Origin of the sequence: Lentzea nigeriaca (assembly GCF_016907955.1) — a bacterium.
Lineage (GTDB): Bacteria > Actinomycetota > Actinomycetes > Mycobacteriales > Pseudonocardiaceae > Lentzea > Lentzea nigeriaca.
In genome coordinates, this window is record NZ_JAFBCX010000004.1 from 622,459 (window position 1) to 643,332 (window position 20,874).

The window sequence follows — 20,874 nt, forward strand, 5'->3', positions numbered from 1 at the left end:
TGTGGGCGCGGTCGACCGTCGGCGGTTCGCCGTCCCACAACCGGCCGATCGGCTCGTCCGGAACCCGACGGTCACCGATCACGCCTTTCTACGGGCCTCCGCGAGCGCGGCCCGCAGTCGTTCCTCAGCATCGGAATCGCCCGCACCGACGTAATTCTCCAGGGCGGCGGTGGCCACGTCGATCGCCTTGGCGTGCAGGCCGAGTGCGAGCGTCGCCTCGACGACTACGGCCACCGCGCGCACCGCGCCTCGCAGCTCACCTAGTCCCTCGAAGGAGGAAAGGGCTTTCTCCGCGCCGGTCAGCGCGAGGCCGGCGTCGCCCAAGGCGAGGTCGACCTGGGCCACCAGGGTGGTGCAGTAGGCGATGCCGCGGGTGTCGTCGAGCTTCGTCGTCAGGTTCAGCGCCTCGCGGCTCGCCGACCTCGCCCGGTCGAGGTCGGCGTGGGTCAGCGCGCTCGACGCGATCCTGCTGAGCAGCAACGCCACCTCGTTCAGGGGGCCGTTCGCGTCCCTGGTGATCGCGAGCGCCTCGTCCATGACGCGCATCGACTCCGCGTAGCGCCCTTCGGTCGCGAGCATCGTGCCGAGTTCACGCAGGGTGCTCGTTCGCAGGTTCCGCACGCCGCTCGCCCGGCCCGCGGCCACCGCGCGTTCGGCGAGCGCCACCTGCGGCTGCCCGGTGAGGACCATCGTGTAGTAGGTCAGGCTGCCGAGTGACGCGGCGAGTTCCGCCTGCGCGTCCATGGCTTCGAACGCGTCGGCACATCGCGAAAGCTCGGCGAGTTGTTCCTCGGTGACGCCGCGTGTGATTCGCGGGGCCACCAGATCGAGCTGCGATCGCCACGCGATGAGCTCCTCGCCGTCGGAGAACGCCGCTTCCTTGAGGAGTTCGCGCAGCTGCAGGACCCGGTCGTGGGAGTAGTAGACGTCGAGGAAGAGGAACGCGCGGTCGACGAGGTTGGCCGCGTCCTGAACCCAGTTCTCCCGCAGGCAGTACGTGATCGCGCGCTCGATGTTGACCATCTCGGAGACCAGGAAGCCCTCGCCGTTGGCCGCCAGCCGCTCGATCTCGGCGCGGTCCAGCGCGGTGGAAGGGACGATGGGCCGCATCGGCAGCTCGTCCCCTCCGGTCCAGTCCTCGACCGCCACGTCGACGATGGTCAGCAGGAGGTCGACGTAGGCGCGCATGGCCGCAGCCACGACCTGCTCGTCCTCCGCGCGCACCAGTTCGGCCGCGTACACCGCGAGCAGGTCGTGCAGGCGGTAGCGGGGTTCGCCGGTCGCGTCGAGGCCGACCTCGTCGAGCAGGTTCGCCTCAACGAGCCGTTCGACGAGCCGCTCGCCGTCACCGCCCGCCAGCACGCCCACCGTCCAGGAGGCCACGTCCGTCGCCCCGAGCAGGCCGAGCCTGCGGAACGCCGTGGCCGCGTCGGGCGGCAGCGCTTCGTAGCTCGGTCCGAACGTCGCCCGGACCTCGAGGTCGCCCATGGTCAACTCGTCCAGGCGGTGACGTTCGTCGGACAGCCGGCGGGCCAAGGACCTCAGCGGCAACGATTCGCGCGCGGCCAGCCGTGCTCCCGCGACCCTCAACGCGAGCGGGAGGCCACCGCACGCACCGACGATCTCGGCGACCGCGGCCTTGTCGGTGCCGGCCCGCTGCGCACCGAGAACGTTGGAAAGCAACGCGATTCCGTCGTCAACGCCGAGCGGAGGCACCCGCAGGCTCTGCGCGCCGTCGACCTGGACCAGCTGGTGCCTGCTGCTGATCAGCACCGCACAGCCCGCCGTGCCCGGCAGCAGTGGCCTGACCTGGTCGGACCCGGCGGCGTCGTCCAGCACCACCAGCATCCTGCGGTCGGCCAGCTGGGCGCGGAAGGCGGCACTGCGCGCCTCCAGGCCGTCCGGGACGGCGGACGCGTGCACGTCCAGGGCCACCAGCAGCTCGGCGAGCACCTCCACCGGTTCGCGTGGGTCACCGCCTGCGCCGTTGAGCCGCGCGAAGAGCTGACCGTCGGGAAACCGATCACGAAGCCGGTGAGCGGCCTTGATCGTGAACGCGCTCTTGCCGACGCCGGGAGCACCGGACAGGACCACCACCGGAACACCGGGAGCCGTGAGCCTCTCCTCGACCTTGCGCAACAGGTCCGCGCGGCCCACGAAACCGGCGGTGTCGGGCGGCAGCTGGCAGAGCGCCTTGCGCTGGGGGCTGTCGGTTTCGCCGTTGAGCAGCGCGAGGTGCAGCTCGCGCAACTCCGCCGACGGGTCCACTCCCAGCTCGTCTGCCAGCAGCGTCGTGATCTCGCGGTAGCTCTCGAACGCCTCCGCCTGCCGTCCCGACCGGGAGAGCGCGGACATCCGCTGTGCCCAGAACCGTTCCCGCAGAGGGTGTTGCTGGGTCAGCTCGATCAGCTCGGCGACGATGCCGCTCGCCCTGCCCCGTTCCAGATCGGCGTCGATCCGGCGTTCGAGAGCGTCGAGACGTTCGGCTTCCAGGCGCGGCACGTCGTCGCGGTGCAGCGCGTCGGACGCCACGTTCGCCAACGCCGGACCACGCCACAGCTCCGCAGCCGAGGCGAAGTCGCCGGCCTTCACCAACGCGCGGAACCGCAACAGGTCCAGCTCGTCCTGCCGGACCTCGGACAGGTAGCCGCCGGGGGTCGTGCGCACGCAGTTCGCTGCGCCGAGAGCCTGCCGCAGTCGCAGCACTGTCGTCTGCAACGTCTTGTGCGCACGGTCCACAGTGGGCGGATCGCCGTCCCACAACCGGTCGACCAACTCGTCCACCGACACGAACTGGTTGGGGCGCAACAACAACGTCGCCAGCAGGACCCGGCCGCGGCCGGCGGGGACGGTCACCGGCTCCCCGTCGAGCAGCACTTCGAGGGGACCGAGCACGCGGAACTCGACGCTCATGATCTCCCTTCCACCCAGGTCAACGAGTGTGACACCCACTCACAGGTTTGTCCGGTTGCGCCTCAAGCTCGGCCAACCGTTCGGCAAGCCTTTCCATCCGCACGTCACCAAGATCGCGCCAAAGATCGATGGCGTGTCGCCACGCTGCAACGGCCTTTTCACGCTGGTGCAGCCCCACCAGTGCGGTACCCAGATCCTTGAGCGCCTCGGCCTCGTTGGCGGCGTCACCGAACTTGGCCATGGCTGCGACAGCGGCTTCGAGTTGGCCGATCGCATCTTCGAACCGGCCGAGTGCGCAAAGCGCTTTGCCGTGCAACATCTGCACGCGCCCTGTCAGATACTCGTCGCCGAGTTCAGCGACGAGGGGGACCGCGCTTTCGACCTCCACCAGAGCCTCCTCGTGCCGGCCGAGCAAGGTCAGTGCGAGGCTCGCATTGGAGCGAGCGCTGCCTTCGAAGTACCCGTGCTCCAGCTCGGCAGCAATTGCGGTCGCTCGGCGTGAGTTATCCAGCGCCTCGTCCAAACGTCCAAGACCCATGTAGAGGACCGCCTGGTTGTTCAATCCGGCCACCTCGGCAGTTCGTTCACCTGCCTCGCGCACAAACGTCAGCGCGTCGTCGAAGCAGGTCAGCGAGTCATCTAACCTACTCACCTCGTGGTAGAGGCTGGCGAGCTTCAGCAACAGGAATCCCTGCTCGCGGGCGGTTCCGAAGGTCTGAGCCGCCTCGAACATCTCAACCGCCTCCGACAAGCGCGGCCGGTTGTAGACCAGATACCTCTCCAGGTGGGTGGGGATCAGCAGAGCGAGCCGTTCCCACCCGCGTGCGACGGCCGCGTGCATAACGGCGCGGAGGTTGCCCCACTCCTGCCTGACCCACACCATCGCGTCGAACCGCGCGGAGAACTCCTGCGGCACCACACCCGACGTCACCTCGTCCGCCCGCACCAACGCGGTCGGGTTCTCCACCAGGGCAGCGTTTTCGAGGGTGTGGACGTACCACTCGGTCATCCGCAGCGCAGCCGCCTCGTCATCACCGCACAGCTCGGTCGCGTAGGCGCGCAACAGGTCGTGCAGGAAATAGCGCCCAGGTGAACGCGACTGCACCAGAGCGTCAGCGACCAGCCGCTCCAGCAACCTGCGCGCCTGCGCCACCGACACCCCAGCCAGCGCGGCAGCCGCGCTCACGTCGAAGTCCTGACCGGGATGCACCGACAGCAACCGGAACATCCGCGCCGACTCGTCGTCCAACGCCCGATACGACCACGAGAACACCGCGCGGACGTCCACGTCGTAGAAGTCGCTGAACGCGTCGAGCCGCTCCTCACGCAGCTCTGTCACGAACTCCTGCAGAGACACATCCGGGAAGCGCGCCACCCGTTCGGCGAAAACCCGCAGTGCCAACGGCAACCCCGCGCACCGTTCGACGATCTCGCGCGCGGCCTCGGGTTCGGCGTCGAGCCTCTCGCCGGCGAGGACGACAGCGAGCAGCGACCGCGCGTCGTCGAACTCCAACTGCCGCAAGCTGATCGCCGTGGCGTCGTGCTGTGAGACGAGCGCGCGGAGCTGGTTGCGGCTGGTGATCAGCACCCGCACCCCGGCCGCGCCGGGCAGCAGCGGGAGGACTTGGCGCGCCGACGCGGCGTTGTCGAGCAGGAGCAGCATCCGCCGGTTGACCAACGTGGTGCGCAGCAACGCGAAACGGGCGTCCGCGCCGGCCGGGATCTCGTCGACGCCCAGGCCGACGAGCAACATCTCGGCCGCGGCGGCGGGGTCGACGGGCTGGACCTCGGGGTCGAACCCGCGCAGGTTCACGTAGAGGTCGCCGTCCGGGTAGTCCTCGCGCACATCACGGGCCCACCGCAACACCAGCGCGGTCTTGCCGACGCCACCGACGCCGTGCACGACCGTGACACCCGCCGCCTTGTCGAGGGCCGCGAGCTCGTCCGCGCGGCCCACGAAGGTCCGCACACCGGCCGGGAGCTGACGTGGCACGTGCTGACGCCTGCCGGGAGCCACCTCGGCACGCAGGATCTGCTGGTGCAGTTCCTGCAGTGCGCGACCGGGATCGACGCCCAGCTCGTCGGCGAGCTTGGTCCGCAGCTCCTGGTAGGCGTTCAGCGCCTCGGCCTGCTGGCCCGACCGGTACAGCGCGAGCATCAGGTGCCGCCAGAACGGTTCCCGCAACGGGTGATCGGTGACCAGCGACCGCAGCTCCGCCACCAGCTCACCGGAGAGCCCGGCGTCCAGATCGGCGTCGATGCGACGCTCCAGCACCGTGAGCCGCTCGTCGACCAGCCGCGGCACGTCCTCGCGGTGCAGGACGTCCGACGTGACGTTGCCGAGCACCGCACCGCGCCACAACGCCGACGCCGCACCGAAGTCACCGGACCCGGCGAGCGCGCGAAACCGCAACAGGTCCAACTGATCGGGCTCCACCACGGCCGCGTAACCGCCGGTCCTGGTCCGCACGCAGTCCGCCTCGCCCAGCGCGACCCGCAGCCGCCGCACGACCATCTGCAACGTCTTGTGCGCTCGATCGGTGTTCGGCGGACCACCGTCCCAGAGCCGCTCGACCAGTTCGTCGATCGTCATCAACTGGTTGGGGCGCAACAGCAACGCTGCCAGCAGCAGATGGCATCGCCCGGCGGGCACGGCCACCGGTTCGCCGTCGAGCAGCACCTCCAACGGCCCCAGCACGCGGTACTCGACGATCACACGATCCCTCCAGGTCACCGGCAGTGTAGACACGCGGTGATCGCAGTGTGAGCAAAGTGTGAGCGGCCTCGGGCAGAGTTCTCCGCAGCGGTGCTGGTGGCGAAGTACCTGGGGGGCCACCAGCACCGCTCGTCAGTTGCACAGCAGGACCATCCAGACTGGCCGGTTCCGCCGCGGTTACCTCCCTCTTCACCGCGGCGGGGCCGGCTTCCTGCGTATTTCAGGGGTTTGGGTGGCGTGGACCGGGTGTGACCGAAGTGTGAGCGAGGCAGGGCAAAGTAGTGATCAGCCGGACGACGAGAGTGACAACGAGGTTTAGGGGGGTGTCACGATCGTCGGGGCTCCGAGACGGCCGAACCTCCCCAGTGGATCGGCCGAGGAGGAGATCCGGTCATGGGGGAACCGGACAGTCCCCTGCTGTTCGGTGGGCCCGCGGCGTCAGCCGCGGGCCCTTTTTCTTTTCCCGGAAACCACACTGACGCCGCCACGACAGCGGATGTCATCGATGCGTGAGCGGCGCGAGAGAGGCGTGCGGCAGAGTTCTCATCACCGGATCGACGGAGGTCTGACAAGACCTGGGGGAACCTCCGAAGAAGCCCGTCCGGTGCGGTCTCCTCCCTCTTGACCGCACCGGATCCGGGTCCGGCAATGGGGGGAAGCAGGTAGAACCCCTGCTACCTGAGTGGGCCCGCGGCGTCAGCTGCGGGCCCTTTCACGTTGGCGGGCAACAGCTCCCGAAAAAAGTGGGTGGCCCCGCCGAACGGCGAGACCACCCACGAGGACGCGCGAACTAGTCGGGCGAGATCCAGGCGAACTGCATGCGCTGCTGACCGTGCTTGCGGGTCACCATGGTGCCCCGGCCGGGAGGCTGGAACGACGGCTTCAGGTTGCCGATGATGTTGCCCTCCTCCTTCGAACCGGAACCCACGAAGACCGGCGCCGAGATCTCCTTCAGCTTGCCCATCACCGGGTCGTACATCGCGCGGGACGCACCACCCATGCGGCGGGCCAGGATGATGTGCAGACCGACGTCCTTGGCCTGCGGGATGAACTCGGCCAGCGGCTGCAGCGGGTTCGCACCACCCTGCGGAGCGACCAGGTCGTAGTCGTCGACCACGACGAACACCTCGGGACCGGTCCACCAGGAGCGGTTCTTGAGCTGTTCCTGGGTGACGTCCGGGCCGGGCATGCGCTTGACGAGCGAGCCGCGGACCTCCTGGACGTTCTGCGTGAGCTGGGTCGCCGACACCGCGTAGGTCAGCAGGTGGTCGGTGTCGATGAAGCCGAGCATCGTGCGGCGGAAGTCCGCGAGCAGGATCAACGCCTCCGAGGAGGTGTAGCTCGTCATGATGCCGCGGACGATCGTGCGCAGGATGTTCGTCTTGCCCGCCTCGCCGTCGGCCAGCGCGAAGAAGTGCGGGTCCGCGTCGAAGTCCATGTAGACCGGCGCGAGCTCGTCCTCGTTCACACCCACCGGGACGAGGTGGCCGCGGTTCGGGTTGACCTGCTGGACCTGTGCCATGAACTGCGCGTAGTCCAGGAGGTCCGGCAGCATCCGGACCTGCGGGGCACGCGGGCCCTGCCACGCCTGGTTGAGCTTGGCGCTGAGGTCCTGGACACCCGCCGAGATCGTGGTCGGGTCCTGCGAGGTGTCGATGCGCGGCAGACCGGTGAGGAAGTGCAGTTTGTCACCGGTGAGACCGCGACCGGGACGACCGGGCGGGACGTTGACCGCGACCTTGCGGTCGATCTCCGACTCGCTCGGGTCACCGAGGCGCAGCTCGAACCGCGTACCCAGGAGGTCCTTCATCGCCGGCCGGATCTCCGCCCACCGGTTGGCAGCGATGATCACGTGCACGCCGTAGGACAGACCCTGCGCGGCCAGCGCCTGGACCTGCGGCTCGACCATCTCGAACTCCTGGCGGAAGTTCATCCAGCCGTCCACGATCAGGAACGCGTCGCCGAAGGCGTCGTCCTTGATCTCACCGCGGCGCTTGCGGTTGCGGAACTCGACCATCGAGTCGATGCGCTGGTCGCGCCAGCGCAGTTCGCGCTCGGTGATCAGGGTCTGGAGCTCGGCCACCATGCGGCGGACCTTGTCGACGTCGAGACGGCCGGCGAAGCCACCGACGTGCGGCATGTCCTCCATCGACGCGAGCGTTCCACCACCGAGGTCGATGCAGTAGAACTGCACCTCTTCCGGGGTGTGCGTGAGCGACGTCGACGCGATGATCGTCCTGAGCAGTGTGGACTTGCCCGACTGCGGGCCACCGACGACAGCACCGTGACCGGCGGCACCGGAGAAGTCCGCCCACAGCAGGTCGCGGCGCTGTTCGAACGGCTTGTCGACCACGCCGACCGGGATCTGCAACGTGCTGTTGGCCGCGTAGCCGGGCGAGGTGAGGCCGCGGTCCGGCGTCACGTCGAGCGGCGGCAGCATCGTGTCCATCGTCGGCGGCTCGTTGAGCGGCGGCAGCCACACCTCGTGCGCGGGCGGGCCCTGGCCGACGAGGCGGTCGACGATGAGCTCGAGCTGGGTCGGCTCGTTCGCGTCTTCCTTCTTCTCCTCGACCTTGACCGGCTCGATCGGCCGCTCCGGCTCCTTCGGGATCTCGATGAAGTCCGGCACGAAGAACCGCGGGCGCTTGTCGCTGCGGACCGCCACCGACTCACCGGCGGACTGCATGCCCGACGGCCGGTAGGTACCCGACACGTAGAGCGCCTTGAACCTCGTCAGCGGCATGCCCTGGACGCTCAGGTAACCCGAGCCCGGGATGGGCGGCAGCTCGTAGGCGTCCGGCACACCGATCGCCGCGCGCGACTCCGCCGCGTTGAACGTCTTCAGACCGATCCGGTACGAGAGGAACGTGTCCAGACCGCGCAGCTTGCCTTCCTCGAGTCGCTGCGACGCGAGGAGCATGTGCATCTGCAGCGACCGGCCGACACGACCGATCTGGAGGAAGATGTCGATGAAGTCCGGCTTCGCCGTCAGCATCTCGGAGAACTCGTCGATGCAGATGAAGAGCGCGGGCAGCGGGTCGAGCTGGGCGCCGTTCTCACGGGCCTTCTCGTAGTCCCAGACGTTCTTGTAGTTGCCCTTCGCCAGAACTTCCTGACGACGCGACACCTCACCCGCGATGGCGTCCTTCATGCGGTCGACCAGGGTGAGGTCGCCGGCGAGGTTGGTGATCGTCGCGGCGACGTGCGGCGCCTTGTCCAGACCGAGGAACGTCGCACCACCCTTGAAGTCGACGAGGATCATGTTGAGCGCCGTCGACGAGTGCGAGGCCAGCAGACCGAGCACCAGTGTGCGGAGGAACTCCGACTTACCGGAACCGGTCGCGCCGATGCACAGGCCGTGCGGGCCCATGCCGTCCTCGGCGGCTTCCTTGATGTCGAGCTCGACCTGCTGGCCGTGCTCACCGATGCCGAACGGGATGCGGTAGCGGTCGCGCTTGGGCCGCGGCCGCCACGCCTGCTGCACGTCGAACGTCATCGGGTCGCCGGGGATGCCCATGAACTCGAGCAGCGGCGGGTTGTTGTTCATCGCCAACGGGTCTTCGCCGCCGTCGCCGCCGACGTCACCGGCGGCGCCCATGCGGTACGGCGAGAGCCTGCGGGCCAGCGCCTCCGCCTCGACGACCGACAGGCGGTCCGGCGCGCCGAACCACTCGACACCGCTCGCGGAACGGGCACCGAGTTGGTTGTTCTCAACCACAAGGCGCAGACCGCGGCGGGCCGTGAGGTTGCCGAGGCACTCGGACAGGTCCAGCAGCGTGACGCCGACCAGACCCTCCTCCAGGATGATCATCTCTTCGCGGCTGATGTCGCCGTCGTCGATGACGATCACGATGTGCGGCTGGTCGGGCGGCGGCGGGGCGTTGCGGGTGAACCGCTGCCGGTCGCGCAGGTTCTCGTCCAGCATCGCCTCGATCTCGGCGAGCGAGTTCGCCATCATGCGGCGCTGGCCGATGCCGTCGATGTCGGTGGGGTGCTGCACGTGCGGCAGCCACTTCGCCCACTCCCACAACTGCTTGGTGCGGCCCGCGCTGACGATCGCGATCAGCAGGTCGTCGGGCGCGTGGAAGGTGACGAGCTGGGCGATGAGGGCACGCGCGAGGTCGCGGCGGTCCTCCATGTCGCCGAGCAGACCGACCGCGGCGAAACCGCGCAGTGCGATCGAGATCGGCAGGTCGGGCACGAGCGAGTGGGCGCGCACGAACCGGCGCAGCGCCAGCGTCGCGATCGGCTCCAGCTCCTCGACCGGACCGGTCTGCGGCGGCACCAGTCGGGTGGCGAGGCGCTGCGAACCACGTCCTGCGCGCAGGTGGCAGAAGTCGGGGTCGTTCTGACGGCGTTCCCACATGCGCCGGGTGGTGGCGAGCGACCACAGCATCTGCGGGTCGGGGTGAACCCACTCGCGCTCGGCACGCTGCTCGTCGGCCGCCTCGCGGGCACGGTCGCGCATCTGGCCGAGGTACCGCAGGTAGTCCTTGCGGTCCTCGTTCATCTCGGCTTTCTTCTGGCCCTTGCCGGAGCCCATGCCTCCCGCCATCATGCCGATGGTCGAGATCATCATCATGCCGGGCATGATCATCGCGGCGGGCTGCTTGTTCGAGTACACGAACATCATCGCCATCATGCCGACGGACGCGATGATCATCACGACGGGCATCGCCTTCATCATGATGTTGCCGGGGATGATCCGGGGAACCTCGGGTGGCGGCTCGAGGTGCACCTCACCGCCAGGAGGCCGGGGAGCAGCAAGGCGTGCCGTTCGCTTGAACTGCAGCGTGCTCAACTGACAGGCACCTCTTCGACTCTCGTTACGCCACCAGTAGCAACCGACACTATTGCGCATCTGCGCGCGCCACGAAGGTGGGTCGGGAAAAAACCCAGTCGGACGTGTTCCCGCGAACACCACGTGCGAAGGCCGTCGGTGCGGCCATACTAGGGCCGCCCGGCGCGCGTCCGAGTGGACCAATAGGGTCGGGCACATTGTTTTGCACACGCTGATCTGACTTAGGGGGCCCTGGTGGCGACCGGTACGACGGTGTTCAGCCGTGTCACGGTGGTGGCACCTCGAACGCGTATCGACGTCGCGCTGCCTGCCGACGTGGCGGTGGCCGATCTCCTGCCGATGCTGCTGGACATGGCGAGAGAGGCCACTCCGGACGGTGGTGTCCGGCACGGCGGCTGGTGCCTCGCGAAGCTCGGCGACAGCCCGCTGGACCCGGCGCGCACGCTCGCGTCGCTCGGCGTCGTCGACGGCGAACTGCTGCAGTTGCGCCGCCGCAACGAGAATCCTCCGCCGCCGCTGTACGACGATGTCGTCGACGCGATCGCGGAGTCGGACCCGGACTCGTTCCGGCCGTGGACCAAGGAAACCGCGCAGAAGTTCGGTCACATCGCGGGCGCGCTCGCGTTGATCGGCGCGGCGGTCGCCCTGTTCCTGTCCGCTCCGGTGATGCTCGGCGGCAAGGGCAGCGGTCTCGCTGCCGCGATCGCCGCGGGTGTCGCGGCCATCGCCGCGCTGGCGACGGGCGCGACCATCGCGCGCGCGTACCGGGCGGCGTCGACGGGTGTGCTGATCGCCGCGTGCGGTTCGCTGCCGATGGCGTTCGTCGCGGGCTTCCACGCGGTGCCCGGTGTCGACTTCAACCCGAAGATGCTGCTCGGCTCGGCACTGCTGATGATCTTCGCCTGGGGCGGGATCCTGCTGATCGGCCACGGCATCACGGTGTTCATCGCCGCGGCGACCGGCGGCACGCTCGTGGCGCTCGCGTTCCTCGTCGCGACGTTCGTCGACCACCCGCTCGCCGGTGTGGCGGCCGCGACCGGCGCAGTGGCACTCGCCGCGCTGTCGATGCTGCCGAGGATCACGCTGCAGCTGGCCAAGATCCCGCCGCCCGTCGTACCGACGAACGCGGAGGACCTGAAGGAGGACACCGGTTTCCCGGAGTTCGCCGTCATCGAGCGCCGCACCGCCGTCGCGCACGAGTACCTGACCGGCATGATCATCGGAACCGGTGTCGTGGCCGCGCTGGGCGCCATCGTCGCCGCGTCCTCTGACACGATCTGGGGCCCGATCTACGGCGTCGCCGTCGCGATCGTGCTGATGATGCGCGGCCGGGCGTACGCGAACGGCGCGCAGGCCGTGGCACTGCTGTCGACCGGCATGGTCGCGAGCGCAGGCATCCTGCTCGGCTGGCTGATCGAGTCGAACGAGTTCAACCGCATCGTCTTCGTGTTCGGGACGCTGCTGATCCTCGGCGCGGCCGCGCTGGTGCTCGGAGTCGTGTTCCCCGGCCAGAAGTTCTCGCCGCCGCTGCGTCGCACCGTCGACATCATCGAAGCGATCCTCATCGCCGCGGTGGTGCCGCTGGCGCTCGCGGTGATGGACCTGTACGCCGTGTTCCGGGGCCTGATCAACGTATGAGGACGGGCATGAGGCGCACCACGGCGGTGGCGACCGCCGGACTGCTGCTGCTGACGGGGGCGTTGCCGCACGCCTCCGCGCAGCCGTCCTCGTCAGCACCGGCAGCGGCCAAACCGAACTCGGTCCCACCGGACCTGCCACCGAACGTCGGTCCGCCGCAGGACAAGGGTGGACCGGACGTCAAGTACGAGCGCAACAACAAGGGTTGCGTCGAATCCGACACCAAGAGCGAACTGATCAAGTACATGCCCTGGGGCCAGGTCAACCTGAACCTGGATCAGGCGCACAGGTTCGCCAAGGGCAAGGGCGTCCGGATCGCGATCATCGACACGGGCGTCGACCCGCGCAACCCGCGCTTCGGCAACCGGGTCGTCCCCGGCGGCGACTACGTCGACAACAAGAACGGCATCGACGACTGCGACGGCCACGGCACCGAGGTCGCCGGTGTCGCCGCGGCGGCCAAGACCGAAGGTGACTTCATCGGCGCCGCACCGGAAGCGGAGATCCTGGCGATCCGCCAGACCAGTGACCGGTACGAGTTCAAGGGCGACGCGAACAACGAGAAGCGCGCCTCCGCCGGCAAGGTCAGCACCCTGGCGATGGCGATCGTCCGTGCGGCGACCATGAATGCCAAGGTCATCAACATCTCGCTGACGAACTGCGGCAAGCCCAAGGGTTTCAGCGCGGACGACCAGGCCCTGCAGGCCGCGATCAGGTGGGCGGTCGACGTCAAGGACGTGGTGATCGTCACGGCGGCCGGCAACCTGAGCGATCAGGGCACCGGATGTCCCGAGCAGAACAACAACCTCGACCCGAACACCGTGAACTCGATCTCGTCGCCGGCGTGGTTCGCCGACGACGTGCTGTCGGTGGCGTCGATCGCCCGCTCGGGCGCTGTTTCGTCGTTCAGCGTCTGGGGTCCGTGGGTCAGCATCGCGGCGCCGGGTGAGGAGATCATCTCCGTCGACCCCAAGGGCACCGGCCTGACGAACGCGAACGTCACCGCCCAGGGCACGACGGACATCAAGGGCACCAGCTTCGCCTCGCCGTACGTCGCGGGCATCACCGCGCTGGTGCGCGAGAGGTTCCCCGACCTCAAGGCCCGCGAGGTGATGAACCGGCTCAAGGCCACGGCCCTGCACCCCGGCAACGTGTCCGGAAAGGACAACAAGGTCGGCTACGGCATGATCAACCCGGTGGCGGCGCTCACCGCGGTGCTGCCGTCGGAGGCGAAGGGCTTCCAGAAGCCGCAGCCGAAGGACATCGCCACGTCCGTCACGCCGCCGCCCAGGGTGGACTGGCCGCCGATCATCGTTGCGCTGTCGGGCATCGGTCTCGGTGGCGCGCTGCTGATGCTGACGTTGTTCGTGCGCAACTCGCTCAGCCGGAAACGCGGTAAACAGGCCTAGCCCGCGAAACACGGCGGCCCCGCTGGTGATTGTCACCGGCGGGGCCGTTCTCGTTGTCTCCGGCGACGTTCAGTCGTCGTCGCCGATCACCTTCGGCGCGGCCTTCTTGGGCTTGCCGAGCAGGTCGTCGATCGAGCCGGTGAGCCGCTGCTTCGACTTGTGCTCCTTGTCGCCGCCCTGCTGACCGCCACCCATGCCGCCCATCATTCCGCCGCCCATCATGCCGCCGCCCATCATCCCGGCACCGCCTGGCGCGCCCCCAGGACGTCCACCAGCGGCCGCGACGGCCTGGGCCGCTGCCCCGCCCTTCTCCACGGGCGGAGGCTGCTCAGAAACGCCTGTGGCGCCTCCGAACTGCATCTGCTGCGGGTGCCCGGCGGACGCGGCCGGCGCACCGACCGAACCAACGCCTCCCGCGCCGACGCTGCCGCCACCGGTCGACGGCATACCGCCGCCGGAGCTCGCGGCGGCCGTGGCGGAGACCTTCGCCGGTTCCGGGGTCGTCTTCGCCTCCGGCTTGGCCGGAGCCGTGTAGGTCCAGTCCTTGTCGGGGTACTTGTGTTCCATCCGCACGTCGCCGAAGTTGCCGCTGTCGCCGGAAACCCCTTCGCACAGCTTGAGAAACGCCTCGAGCACCTGCCGCGCGGACTCGTGCAGCTCGCGGACCGGCTCCTTGAGCTCCTCGATGTGCTTGATCGCGCGCTGGTCGCCCTCCAGAGGAAGAGCCGCCGTGCCGGACACCGAGTCTGCGGCGTCGGCGAGCACGTGCGCCATGTCCTGCACGATGTCGCGAACGCCGTCCGCGGTCTCCTCCAGCGCGTCCGCCATCACGTTCATCGCGTCGGACATGTCGCCGCCCGCGAGGCCGACCTTGCGCATGTGCTCGATGAACGCGTCGGCGTCCTTGCCCTGCCACCGCGCGTCGACGCCGCCCAGCGGTGCCGCCACGTGCTTGGTGACCGCCTCGGTCACCTTCGCGGCCTTGCGCCAGCGTTCGGACTCCTCGCGCAGGTCGTTCCAGTCGCCCACGAGCGGGTCGAAGAAGTCGTGCACGAGGTCCACGACACCGAGCTTCCGGCTCACCCGCGAGAGGTAGTCGAGCTCGGGACCGACCTCGGCCGCGATCTGCCTGCCGTCTGTGCCGTTCCTGGTCACCACAGCCTCACCTACCGCCGATCAGCCTTCTTGATGGCCTGCAACGCCTCGTCGTCGTGATGCCCGTGCTGCTTCGCGACCGCGTGCAGGCCCTTGGCGGCCGCGTCGAGCGTGTCGCAGGCGCGGGCCAGCTGCGAGTTGAGCAGTTCGGCCGCACGCGCGTAACCCTGGGAGTTGCCCAGCGACTTGCCGATCTCGCCGAACGACTCGGGGCGCAGCGGCGACACCTTCATGGCGTCCCGCACCCGCCGCAGATCGTCCGTCGTGCCGTCGATCCGGTCGGCGTACGACTCCAACCACTCCGGATCAACGGAAATCCGACCGGCCACACCGTCCCCCTAAAGACACGTCCGGGTGCATTCGTCGCAAATCCGACGATGATGCACCCGGAACGGTTCCGCTACTTCTACTTCTGGGTCTGCTGCGGATCCTTGATCGTGCCCTTCTGGGCCGGGGTGATCGCGTCGAAGCTGCGGTTGGCCTCGTTCTTGTTGAGCTGCGGTCCCATCGGCAACAGGCTCAGGATCTGGTTCGGTGCCGGCGGGAACGTGCCGTCCAGCCCCAGTGCCGCCGCGGTGCCTGCGTCCGGGATGCCGTAGCGGACACCGCGTCCCGTGACGATCTGCGCCGGGCCCGTGCCGTAGTCGCCGACGCTCTGACTCGCCCGCACGACCGCCTGCTTGCCGGGCAGCATCAGGAACTGGTCGACGATCTCGCCGCCGGCGCCCGCCGCGTTCAGCTCGACCGGAGTCATCTCCTTCGGGCCGGGCAGCTTGGAGCCGATCGTCACCGACGTGTGCTCGGACGGGTTCTCCGCGCCGTAGTTCTCGGCCTTCCATCCGAGGCACACCACGGTGTTGTTGGCGTTCGCCTCGAGCGTGGTCGGGATCTTGGCCGGGTACGAGTCGAGCTTGAGCGGCTTCGCCGGGTCCTTGTGGTCCGCGATGGCGCTCGGCGAGAGCTTGATCGCCTGCTTGTTGTTCGAGTACGCCCAGCGCAGCAGGTCGGCGACGGTCTCGTCGACGGTCTGGAAACCATCCTCCAGCGCCACCATGGACTCGGTTCCGGCGGCGCGCTCGACCTCGACGAGCTCACCGATGTTGACGTTCGCCTCGGTGACGTAGGTCGCCTTCTTGCCCTGGTTCGGGATGATCGGCGCGCTCAGCGGGGCGACCTCGGGGATCGCGTTCAGCAACGCCGTGCTGATCGCGCGCGGGGTCTTGCCCTTCAGGTTGAGGGCGTTGAGCGCCTTGTCGTTCTTCAGGTCCACCTCGGCGCGGACCGTCGAGGACGAGATGTCCTTCAGCTGCTGCGGCTTCTTGTAGATCAGGTACGCCTTCTTGGCGCCCGTGCGCTGCTGCACGAGCACGGCTTCGTCGCCCAGCTCCGGGTTGCCGCCGCTCACACCGGCGATCACGGAGGTCTTGATCTGGTTCTCCGCCGCCTGGTCCTCGCGGAACTTGTCCAGGGCGAGCGCGTCGCAGACCGACCACTGCGCATCGATGCGGAGTTCCTGCTTCGGCAACACGTCCGGCGCGTCCGGCAGACCGGTGAGGCGGCCGCGCGGCAGTCCGGCCAGTGTCGCCTCGCTCACGAGCTTCGGCTCGCCGCCCGCGACCTGGGGCTGCCCGCTGTTCGCGACGCCGCCGGGCGCGTCGCCGCCACCGGCCTGCTGGTCGGGGTTGTTGCGCGAGTACCAGAGCAGCCGAGCCGAAGCCAGGTTCGTCATCGGGATCAGGCGCTTCGGCGAAGCGTCAACGACGTAGACCTGCCCGGTCTCCTTGCTGATGGCGATCTGCGTCTGGTCGTCCAGTCGTGGCGCAGGGCTGAAAAGCCCGTACACCAGGAAGCCGAGCAGACCGACAACGCCCAGGACCACACCGACCGCTGTCGCACGCGAGTGGCTGCGCATGGGGTCATGCAGCATCACCGCGTCTCTGCGGACCAGTGCGGACTGCATCCGCCGCAGGACGAATTGGTAGGCCTCGACGTGTGACTTGGTGGTGGGTGTTGATGCCATTCTCGGCTCGCTGCTCTCCCAGTCGCGGTACGGTTCGGCAGGATAGCCGGACGCAGGTTGCTCCGTGGGCCGGTTCGCCAAGCCCACCGACCATCGAGGGGAAAGAGACCACAACGGATGTCCGTGACCACTCCACATCCGCCCCGGCCGAACCCAGGGATGGCGCGGCCGCAGGGACCTGGGGGTCCTGGCCCGCAGGCACCTGTGCCCCCACGTCCTGTCGGGCGTGTCCGGCGCAGAGCTGCCGGAGTCAGCCTCGGCTCTTTGCCCGTCTCGAACGTAGTCACGATCGAGATCGGTCTCGCCATCGCTCTCCTCGTTCTCACCCTCATGGGCGTGAAGAACTCGGCCGGCGCGCTCAACGTCGTGTCGGTGTCGATCGCCGGCGGTGTGCTGTTGATCGCACTGATCCTGGCGTTCACCCGATCGCGGGGTCGTTGGCTCACCCAGTGGATCGGTGTCCGGCTGCGCTACGCCTTCCGGTCGCACAGCCGGACCGCGAAGCGCGTCGCGCCCCAGGAGTCCAAGCCCGGTGACGACGAGATGCAGGTGCTCGGCCCGGAGGACCCGCGCGTCGCGTTGCTGCGCCTCGCGATCCCGGACCTGGTGATCGCGAAGGGCGTGGACCACGAACGCCGCCCGCTCGCGCTGTCGTGGCACGACGGCGTGTGGACGGCGGTGCTGCTGGTCGACCCGACCCCGCCGCTGATCTCCGCGGTCGGCTCGGCCCCGTCGCTCCCGCTCGGCGCGCTGGCGCCGTGCCTGGAGGACCGCGGTGTCGTCCTGGACGCGATCACCGTCATCTGGCACTGCTACCCCGGCAGCGCGGCGCTTCCGCCGAACTCGCCGGCGATCAGCTCGTACATGGAAGTGCTCGGCTCGATGCCCGCGGCTGCCCGGCGCACCACGTGGATCACGGTGCGGCTCGACCCGCGCCGCTGCGGTGAGGCGATCAGGGAGCGTGGCGGCGGCGTCGTCGGCGCCCACCGCGCGTTGATCGGCGCGTTGTCCCGCGTCCGCAACGCGTTGGAGTCCGCGGGCGTGGCGATCCGCCCGCTCGACTCGGACGAGCTGCTGCGCGCGGCGATCTCGTCGGCCGAGCTGACCGCGGCCGTCGGCAACACGAACCCCGTGTCGCTGCGGGAGAAGTGGTCGGGCGTCACCGCGGGTGGCGTCGGTCACGCGAGCTACGCGATCACCGGCTGGCCGTCGAAGGGCTTGCGGGGCAGCCTGAACTCGCTCACGGGCGTGCGCGCGCTGTCCTCCACGCTGGCGATGTCGATCTCACCGTCCCGTGAGGACGGTCAGGTCTCGCTGCGCGGCCTGGTGCGGGTGAGCGCCCGCACGCCGAGCGAGCTCGACCGCGCCGAGAACCAGCTGGAGAAGCTGAGCGACAACCTCGACATCACGCTGACCCCGTTGCGGGGCATGCAGCTCGCCGGCCTCGCCGCGACGCTGCCGCTGGGAGGTGTGGCATGAGCTCGTCCCGTCTGCTCGACGCGCGCGGCCGCGACGGGGTGGCACCGGAGTTCCTGGTGTCGCCGACCATGCTCGACGTGGTCAGCCCGAGCGGCGACCGCGGCGGCATGATGCTCGGCCAGGGCGTCAAGGGCGAACCGCTCACGGTGTCCGTGCTGCGCCCCACGCCGACCCGCATGGTGGTCGTCGGCGGCCTGTACCTGGCTCGCCAGATCGCGTTGCGGGCCATGGCGACCGGCGCGTTCATCATCATCGCGACGGGCCGCCCCCAGGCCTGGCAGCCGGTCGTGCGCGCGGCGGGCCAGGGCCCGGACGGCCGTCCGTCCCAACTGGTGCAGCTGCGCCGCCTCTCACCGGCCGACCTGCCGCGCCCGACCGAGGACATGCCGCTGCTCGTGATCCACGACGGCGGCCACGTCCCGCAGGAGCTGTTCCCGCCACGCGCCCCGTGGCAGACCACGATGTACGTCCTGCCGTACCTGCACCCGCAGGCCACGTCGACGGCGAACAACGCGGACCTCGTGCTTCTGCAGCGCCTTCCGATGGGCCAGGCGCAACTCGCCGGTCAGATGTGGCGCCTGCGGCCGCAGATGTTCCAGCAGCTGACGCAGCTGAAGGACGACCAGGTGATCGCCATGGGCCAGGACATGTGGGCACACCTGCGCCTGTACACGACCCCGGCCGAGCAGCAGATCCTCGGAGCGGTGCGCCGAGGCGATTGAGACGCTCGACAAAATAGGCGAAACCTGCGCCCCGGACGGTTGAACCGTTCGGGGCGCAATTGTTTTGTCCATAGCTCAGCGGCACCAACTAATTCACAGGGCCCGCAAATCTGTGGATTCGCCATTCGATGGCAGTTTCGTGGACCTTCTTGTGCGAAATCCGTCTGCGCCACTAAGAAAACTCTCACTGCACCACCCTGCGACGAGGGAGCACGCTGCTATGGGTGAATCGTGGCTCAGACGAGCGGCTGGAATCGGACTGGTGGCGGGCACCGCGCTCGCGTTGACGTCCGTCTCCGCCACCGCTGCGCCCGAGGGGGAGATTCGGAACCTCGGTGCGTCCAACGCGGTCAAGGACAACTACATCGTCGTGCTGAAGGACATCAGCACCGCGAGCGTCGAGAACATCAGCGCCAAGTACAGCGCACAGGTGAAGCACTCCTACAGGTCCGCTCTGCGCGGTTTCTCCGCCCAGATGTCCGAGGCCCAGGCCAAGCGCCTGGCCGCCGACCCGGCCGTCGCCTACGTCGAGCAGGACGCCGAGGTCCACCTGACGGACACGCAGACCCCGACCCCGTCCTGGGGCCTCGACCGCATCGACCAGCAAGCCCTCCCGCTGGACAACAGCTACACCTACCCGAACCGCGGCGCGGGCGTCACCGCCTACATCATCGACACGGGCATCCGCTTCAGCCACAGCGACTTCGGCGGCCGCGCCGTCTCCGGCCGCGACACGGTCGACAACGACAACGATGCCACCGACTGCCACGGCCACGGTACCCACGTCTCCGGCACCGTCGGCGGCACGAAGTACGGCGTCGCCAAGGACGTGAAGCTGGTAGGCGTCCGAGTCCTGAACTGCAGCGGCTCCGGCACCTTCGCAGGCGTCATCGCCGGCATCGACTGGGTGACCGAACAGGTCACCAACAACCCGGCCAACAAGCCCGCCGTGGCCAACATGTCCCTCGGCGGCGGCGCCAACGACACCGTCGACGCGGCCGTAAAGCGCTCCATCGCAGCAGGCGTCACCTACGGCCTGGCCGCAGGCAACGACAGCGGCGCCAACGCCTGCAACACCTCGCCGGCCCGCACCCCGGAAGCCATCACGGTCGGCTCCACCGACCGCACCGACGCCCGCTCGTCGTACTCCAACATCGGCACTTGCCTGGACATCTTCGCCCCAGGCCGCGACATCACGAGCGCCTGGCTGACCGACGACAACGCCACCAACACCATCAGCGGCACCTCGATGGCCACCCCGCACGTGGTGGGCGCGGCAGCGGTGTACCTGGGCTCGTCCCCCACGGCCACACCGCAGCAGGTCCGCGACGCCCTGGTGGACAACGCCACCTCCGACGTGGTCACCAGCCCAGGCACCGGCTCCCCGAACAAGCTCCTGCACATCACCGGCACGGCCCCCGGCAACCCGCCGGGCCAGTGCCCGGCCGTCACCAACGACACCGACATGGCCATCCCGGACGCCTCGTCCGTGACCTCGTCCATCACCATCGCCGACTGCAACGGCAAGGCCAGCGCCACCGGCACCGTGAAGGTGGCCATCAAGCACACCTACCGAGGCGACCTGGAACTGGCCCTGATCACCCCGTCCGGCGCGGTGAAGACCCTGAAGGTCTCGAACGGCAGCGACAGCGCCGACGACATCAACGCCACCTACAACGTCAATGTGTCCACTGAGGACGCCAACGGCACCTGGCAACTACGAGTCCGCGACCTCTACCGCCAGGACACGGGCACGATCGACTCCTGGACCCTCGACATCTGATCCACCACTCCACCCCCGGAGCCCCCGGTCCCCCCGCCGGGGGCTCCTCCCTTTCCACGCCAAGCCGCAGCGCAGGCTCACGCAGGCGTCCCCTTGGATTCAGGCTCCCCCGCGACCCAACGTACCCGGCAGGTCTGACACTCCTGAGGCAATGACCAAGCCGAGGCACGTCCCGAAACCGCGATGCGAAGCGAGCCGGAAAGACCTGTACCCCACCGGCTAGCGGTAATTTCGCGGA

11 protein-coding genes are annotated in these 20,874 nt (G+C 68.8%); 5 read left to right on the top strand and 6 right to left on the bottom strand.

Annotated features, from left to right (window positions below; all coding sequences use genetic code 11):
* Positions 1 to 78: 78 nt before the first annotated feature.
* From JOD27_RS17440 to eccCa, 3 genes are all read right to left on the bottom strand, one after another.
* Positions 79 to 2,913 carry an AfsR/SARP family transcriptional regulator gene (locus JOD27_RS17440; RefSeq protein WP_204763267.1) on the bottom strand — a complete coding sequence of 945 codons (2,835 nt, stop codon included), beginning with the start codon at positions 2,911 to 2,913 and terminating at the stop codon, positions 79 to 81.
* Between the two features lie 19 nt (positions 2,914 to 2,932).
* Positions 2,933 to 5,647, bottom strand: a complete 2,715-nt coding sequence (locus JOD27_RS17445; RefSeq protein WP_204763268.1) for an AfsR/SARP family transcriptional regulator — start codon at positions 5,645 to 5,647, stop codon at positions 2,933 to 2,935.
* Positions 5,648 to 6,419: 772 nt separating this feature from the next.
* A complete protein-coding gene (eccCa, locus tag JOD27_RS17450) occupies positions 6,420 to 10,430 on the bottom strand; it encodes a type VII secretion protein EccCa (protein WP_204763269.1) in 4,011 nt (1,336 codons plus the stop codon).
* 234 nt (positions 10,431 to 10,664) lie between these two features.
* Here eccCa and eccD point away from each other — a divergent pair, with 234 nt between their 5' ends.
* Positions 10,665 to 12,068: a type VII secretion integral membrane protein EccD gene (gene eccD / locus JOD27_RS17455; protein ID WP_204763270.1), complete on the top strand. Its 1,404-nt coding sequence runs from the start codon at positions 10,665 to 10,667 to the stop codon at positions 12,066 to 12,068.
* 8 nt (positions 12,069 to 12,076) lie between these two features.
* Positions 12,077 to 13,477, top strand: coding sequence for a type VII secretion-associated serine protease mycosin (gene mycP, locus JOD27_RS17460; RefSeq protein ID WP_239567181.1), 1,401 nt, complete (start codon positions 12,077 to 12,079; stop codon positions 13,475 to 13,477).
* Between the two features lie 69 nt (positions 13,478 to 13,546).
* Here mycP and JOD27_RS17465 read toward each other — a convergent pair whose 3' ends face one another.
* From JOD27_RS17465 to eccB, 3 genes are all read right to left on the bottom strand, one after another.
* Positions 13,547 to 14,632, bottom strand: coding sequence for a WXG100 family type VII secretion target (locus tag JOD27_RS17465; protein WP_204763272.1), 1,086 nt, complete (start codon positions 14,630 to 14,632; stop codon positions 13,547 to 13,549).
* Positions 14,633 to 14,643: 11 nt separating this feature from the next.
* Positions 14,644 to 14,961, bottom strand: coding sequence for a type VII secretion target (locus JOD27_RS17470; RefSeq protein ID WP_204763273.1), 318 nt, complete (start codon positions 14,959 to 14,961; stop codon positions 14,644 to 14,646).
* A 77-nt stretch (positions 14,962 to 15,038) separates the two neighbouring features.
* Positions 15,039 to 16,652, bottom strand: a complete 1,614-nt coding sequence (gene eccB / locus JOD27_RS17475) for a type VII secretion protein EccB (RefSeq protein ID WP_204763274.1) — start codon at positions 16,650 to 16,652, stop codon at positions 15,039 to 15,041.
* Positions 16,653 to 16,916: 264 nt separating this feature from the next.
* On the opposite strand from eccB, the gene eccE reads away from it, so the two are divergent.
* The 3 genes from eccE (at position 16,917) to JOD27_RS17490 (ending at position 20,636) form a co-directional block, all read left to right on the top strand.
* Positions 16,917 to 18,131, top strand: a complete 1,215-nt coding sequence (eccE, locus tag JOD27_RS17480) for a type VII secretion protein EccE (RefSeq protein WP_372441705.1) — start codon at positions 16,917 to 16,919, stop codon at positions 18,129 to 18,131.
* Positions 18,128 to 18,853 (top strand): hypothetical protein, encoded by a 726-nt coding sequence (locus JOD27_RS17485; RefSeq protein ID WP_204763276.1) that lies wholly within the window; start codon positions 18,128 to 18,130, stop codon positions 18,851 to 18,853. Before eccE ends, JOD27_RS17485 begins: the two co-directional genes overlap by 4 nt.
* A gap of 220 nt (positions 18,854 to 19,073) precedes the next feature.
* Positions 19,074 to 20,636: a S8 family peptidase gene (locus JOD27_RS17490; protein ID WP_204763277.1), complete on the top strand. Its 1,563-nt coding sequence runs from the start codon at positions 19,074 to 19,076 to the stop codon at positions 20,634 to 20,636.
* Positions 20,637 to 20,874: the final 238 nt, after the last annotated feature.

Coding starts and splice junctions, on each gene's coding strand:
- JOD27_RS17440 (WP_204763267.1), bottom strand. CDS start 2,913: ATGAGCGTCGAGTTCCGCGTGCTCGGTCCCCTCGAAGTGCTGCTCGAC.
- mycP (WP_239567181.1), top strand. CDS start 12,077: ATGAGGCGCACCACGGCGGTGGCGACCGCCGGACTGCTGCTGCTGACG.
- eccB (WP_204763274.1), bottom strand. CDS start 16,652: ATGGCATCAACACCCACCACCAAGTCACACGTCGAGGCCTACCAATTC.
- JOD27_RS17485 (WP_204763276.1), top strand. CDS start 18,128: ATGAGCTCGTCCCGTCTGCTCGACGCGCGCGGCCGCGACGGGGTGGCA.
- JOD27_RS17490 (WP_204763277.1), top strand. CDS start 19,074: ATGGGTGAATCGTGGCTCAGACGAGCGGCTGGAATCGGACTGGTGGCG.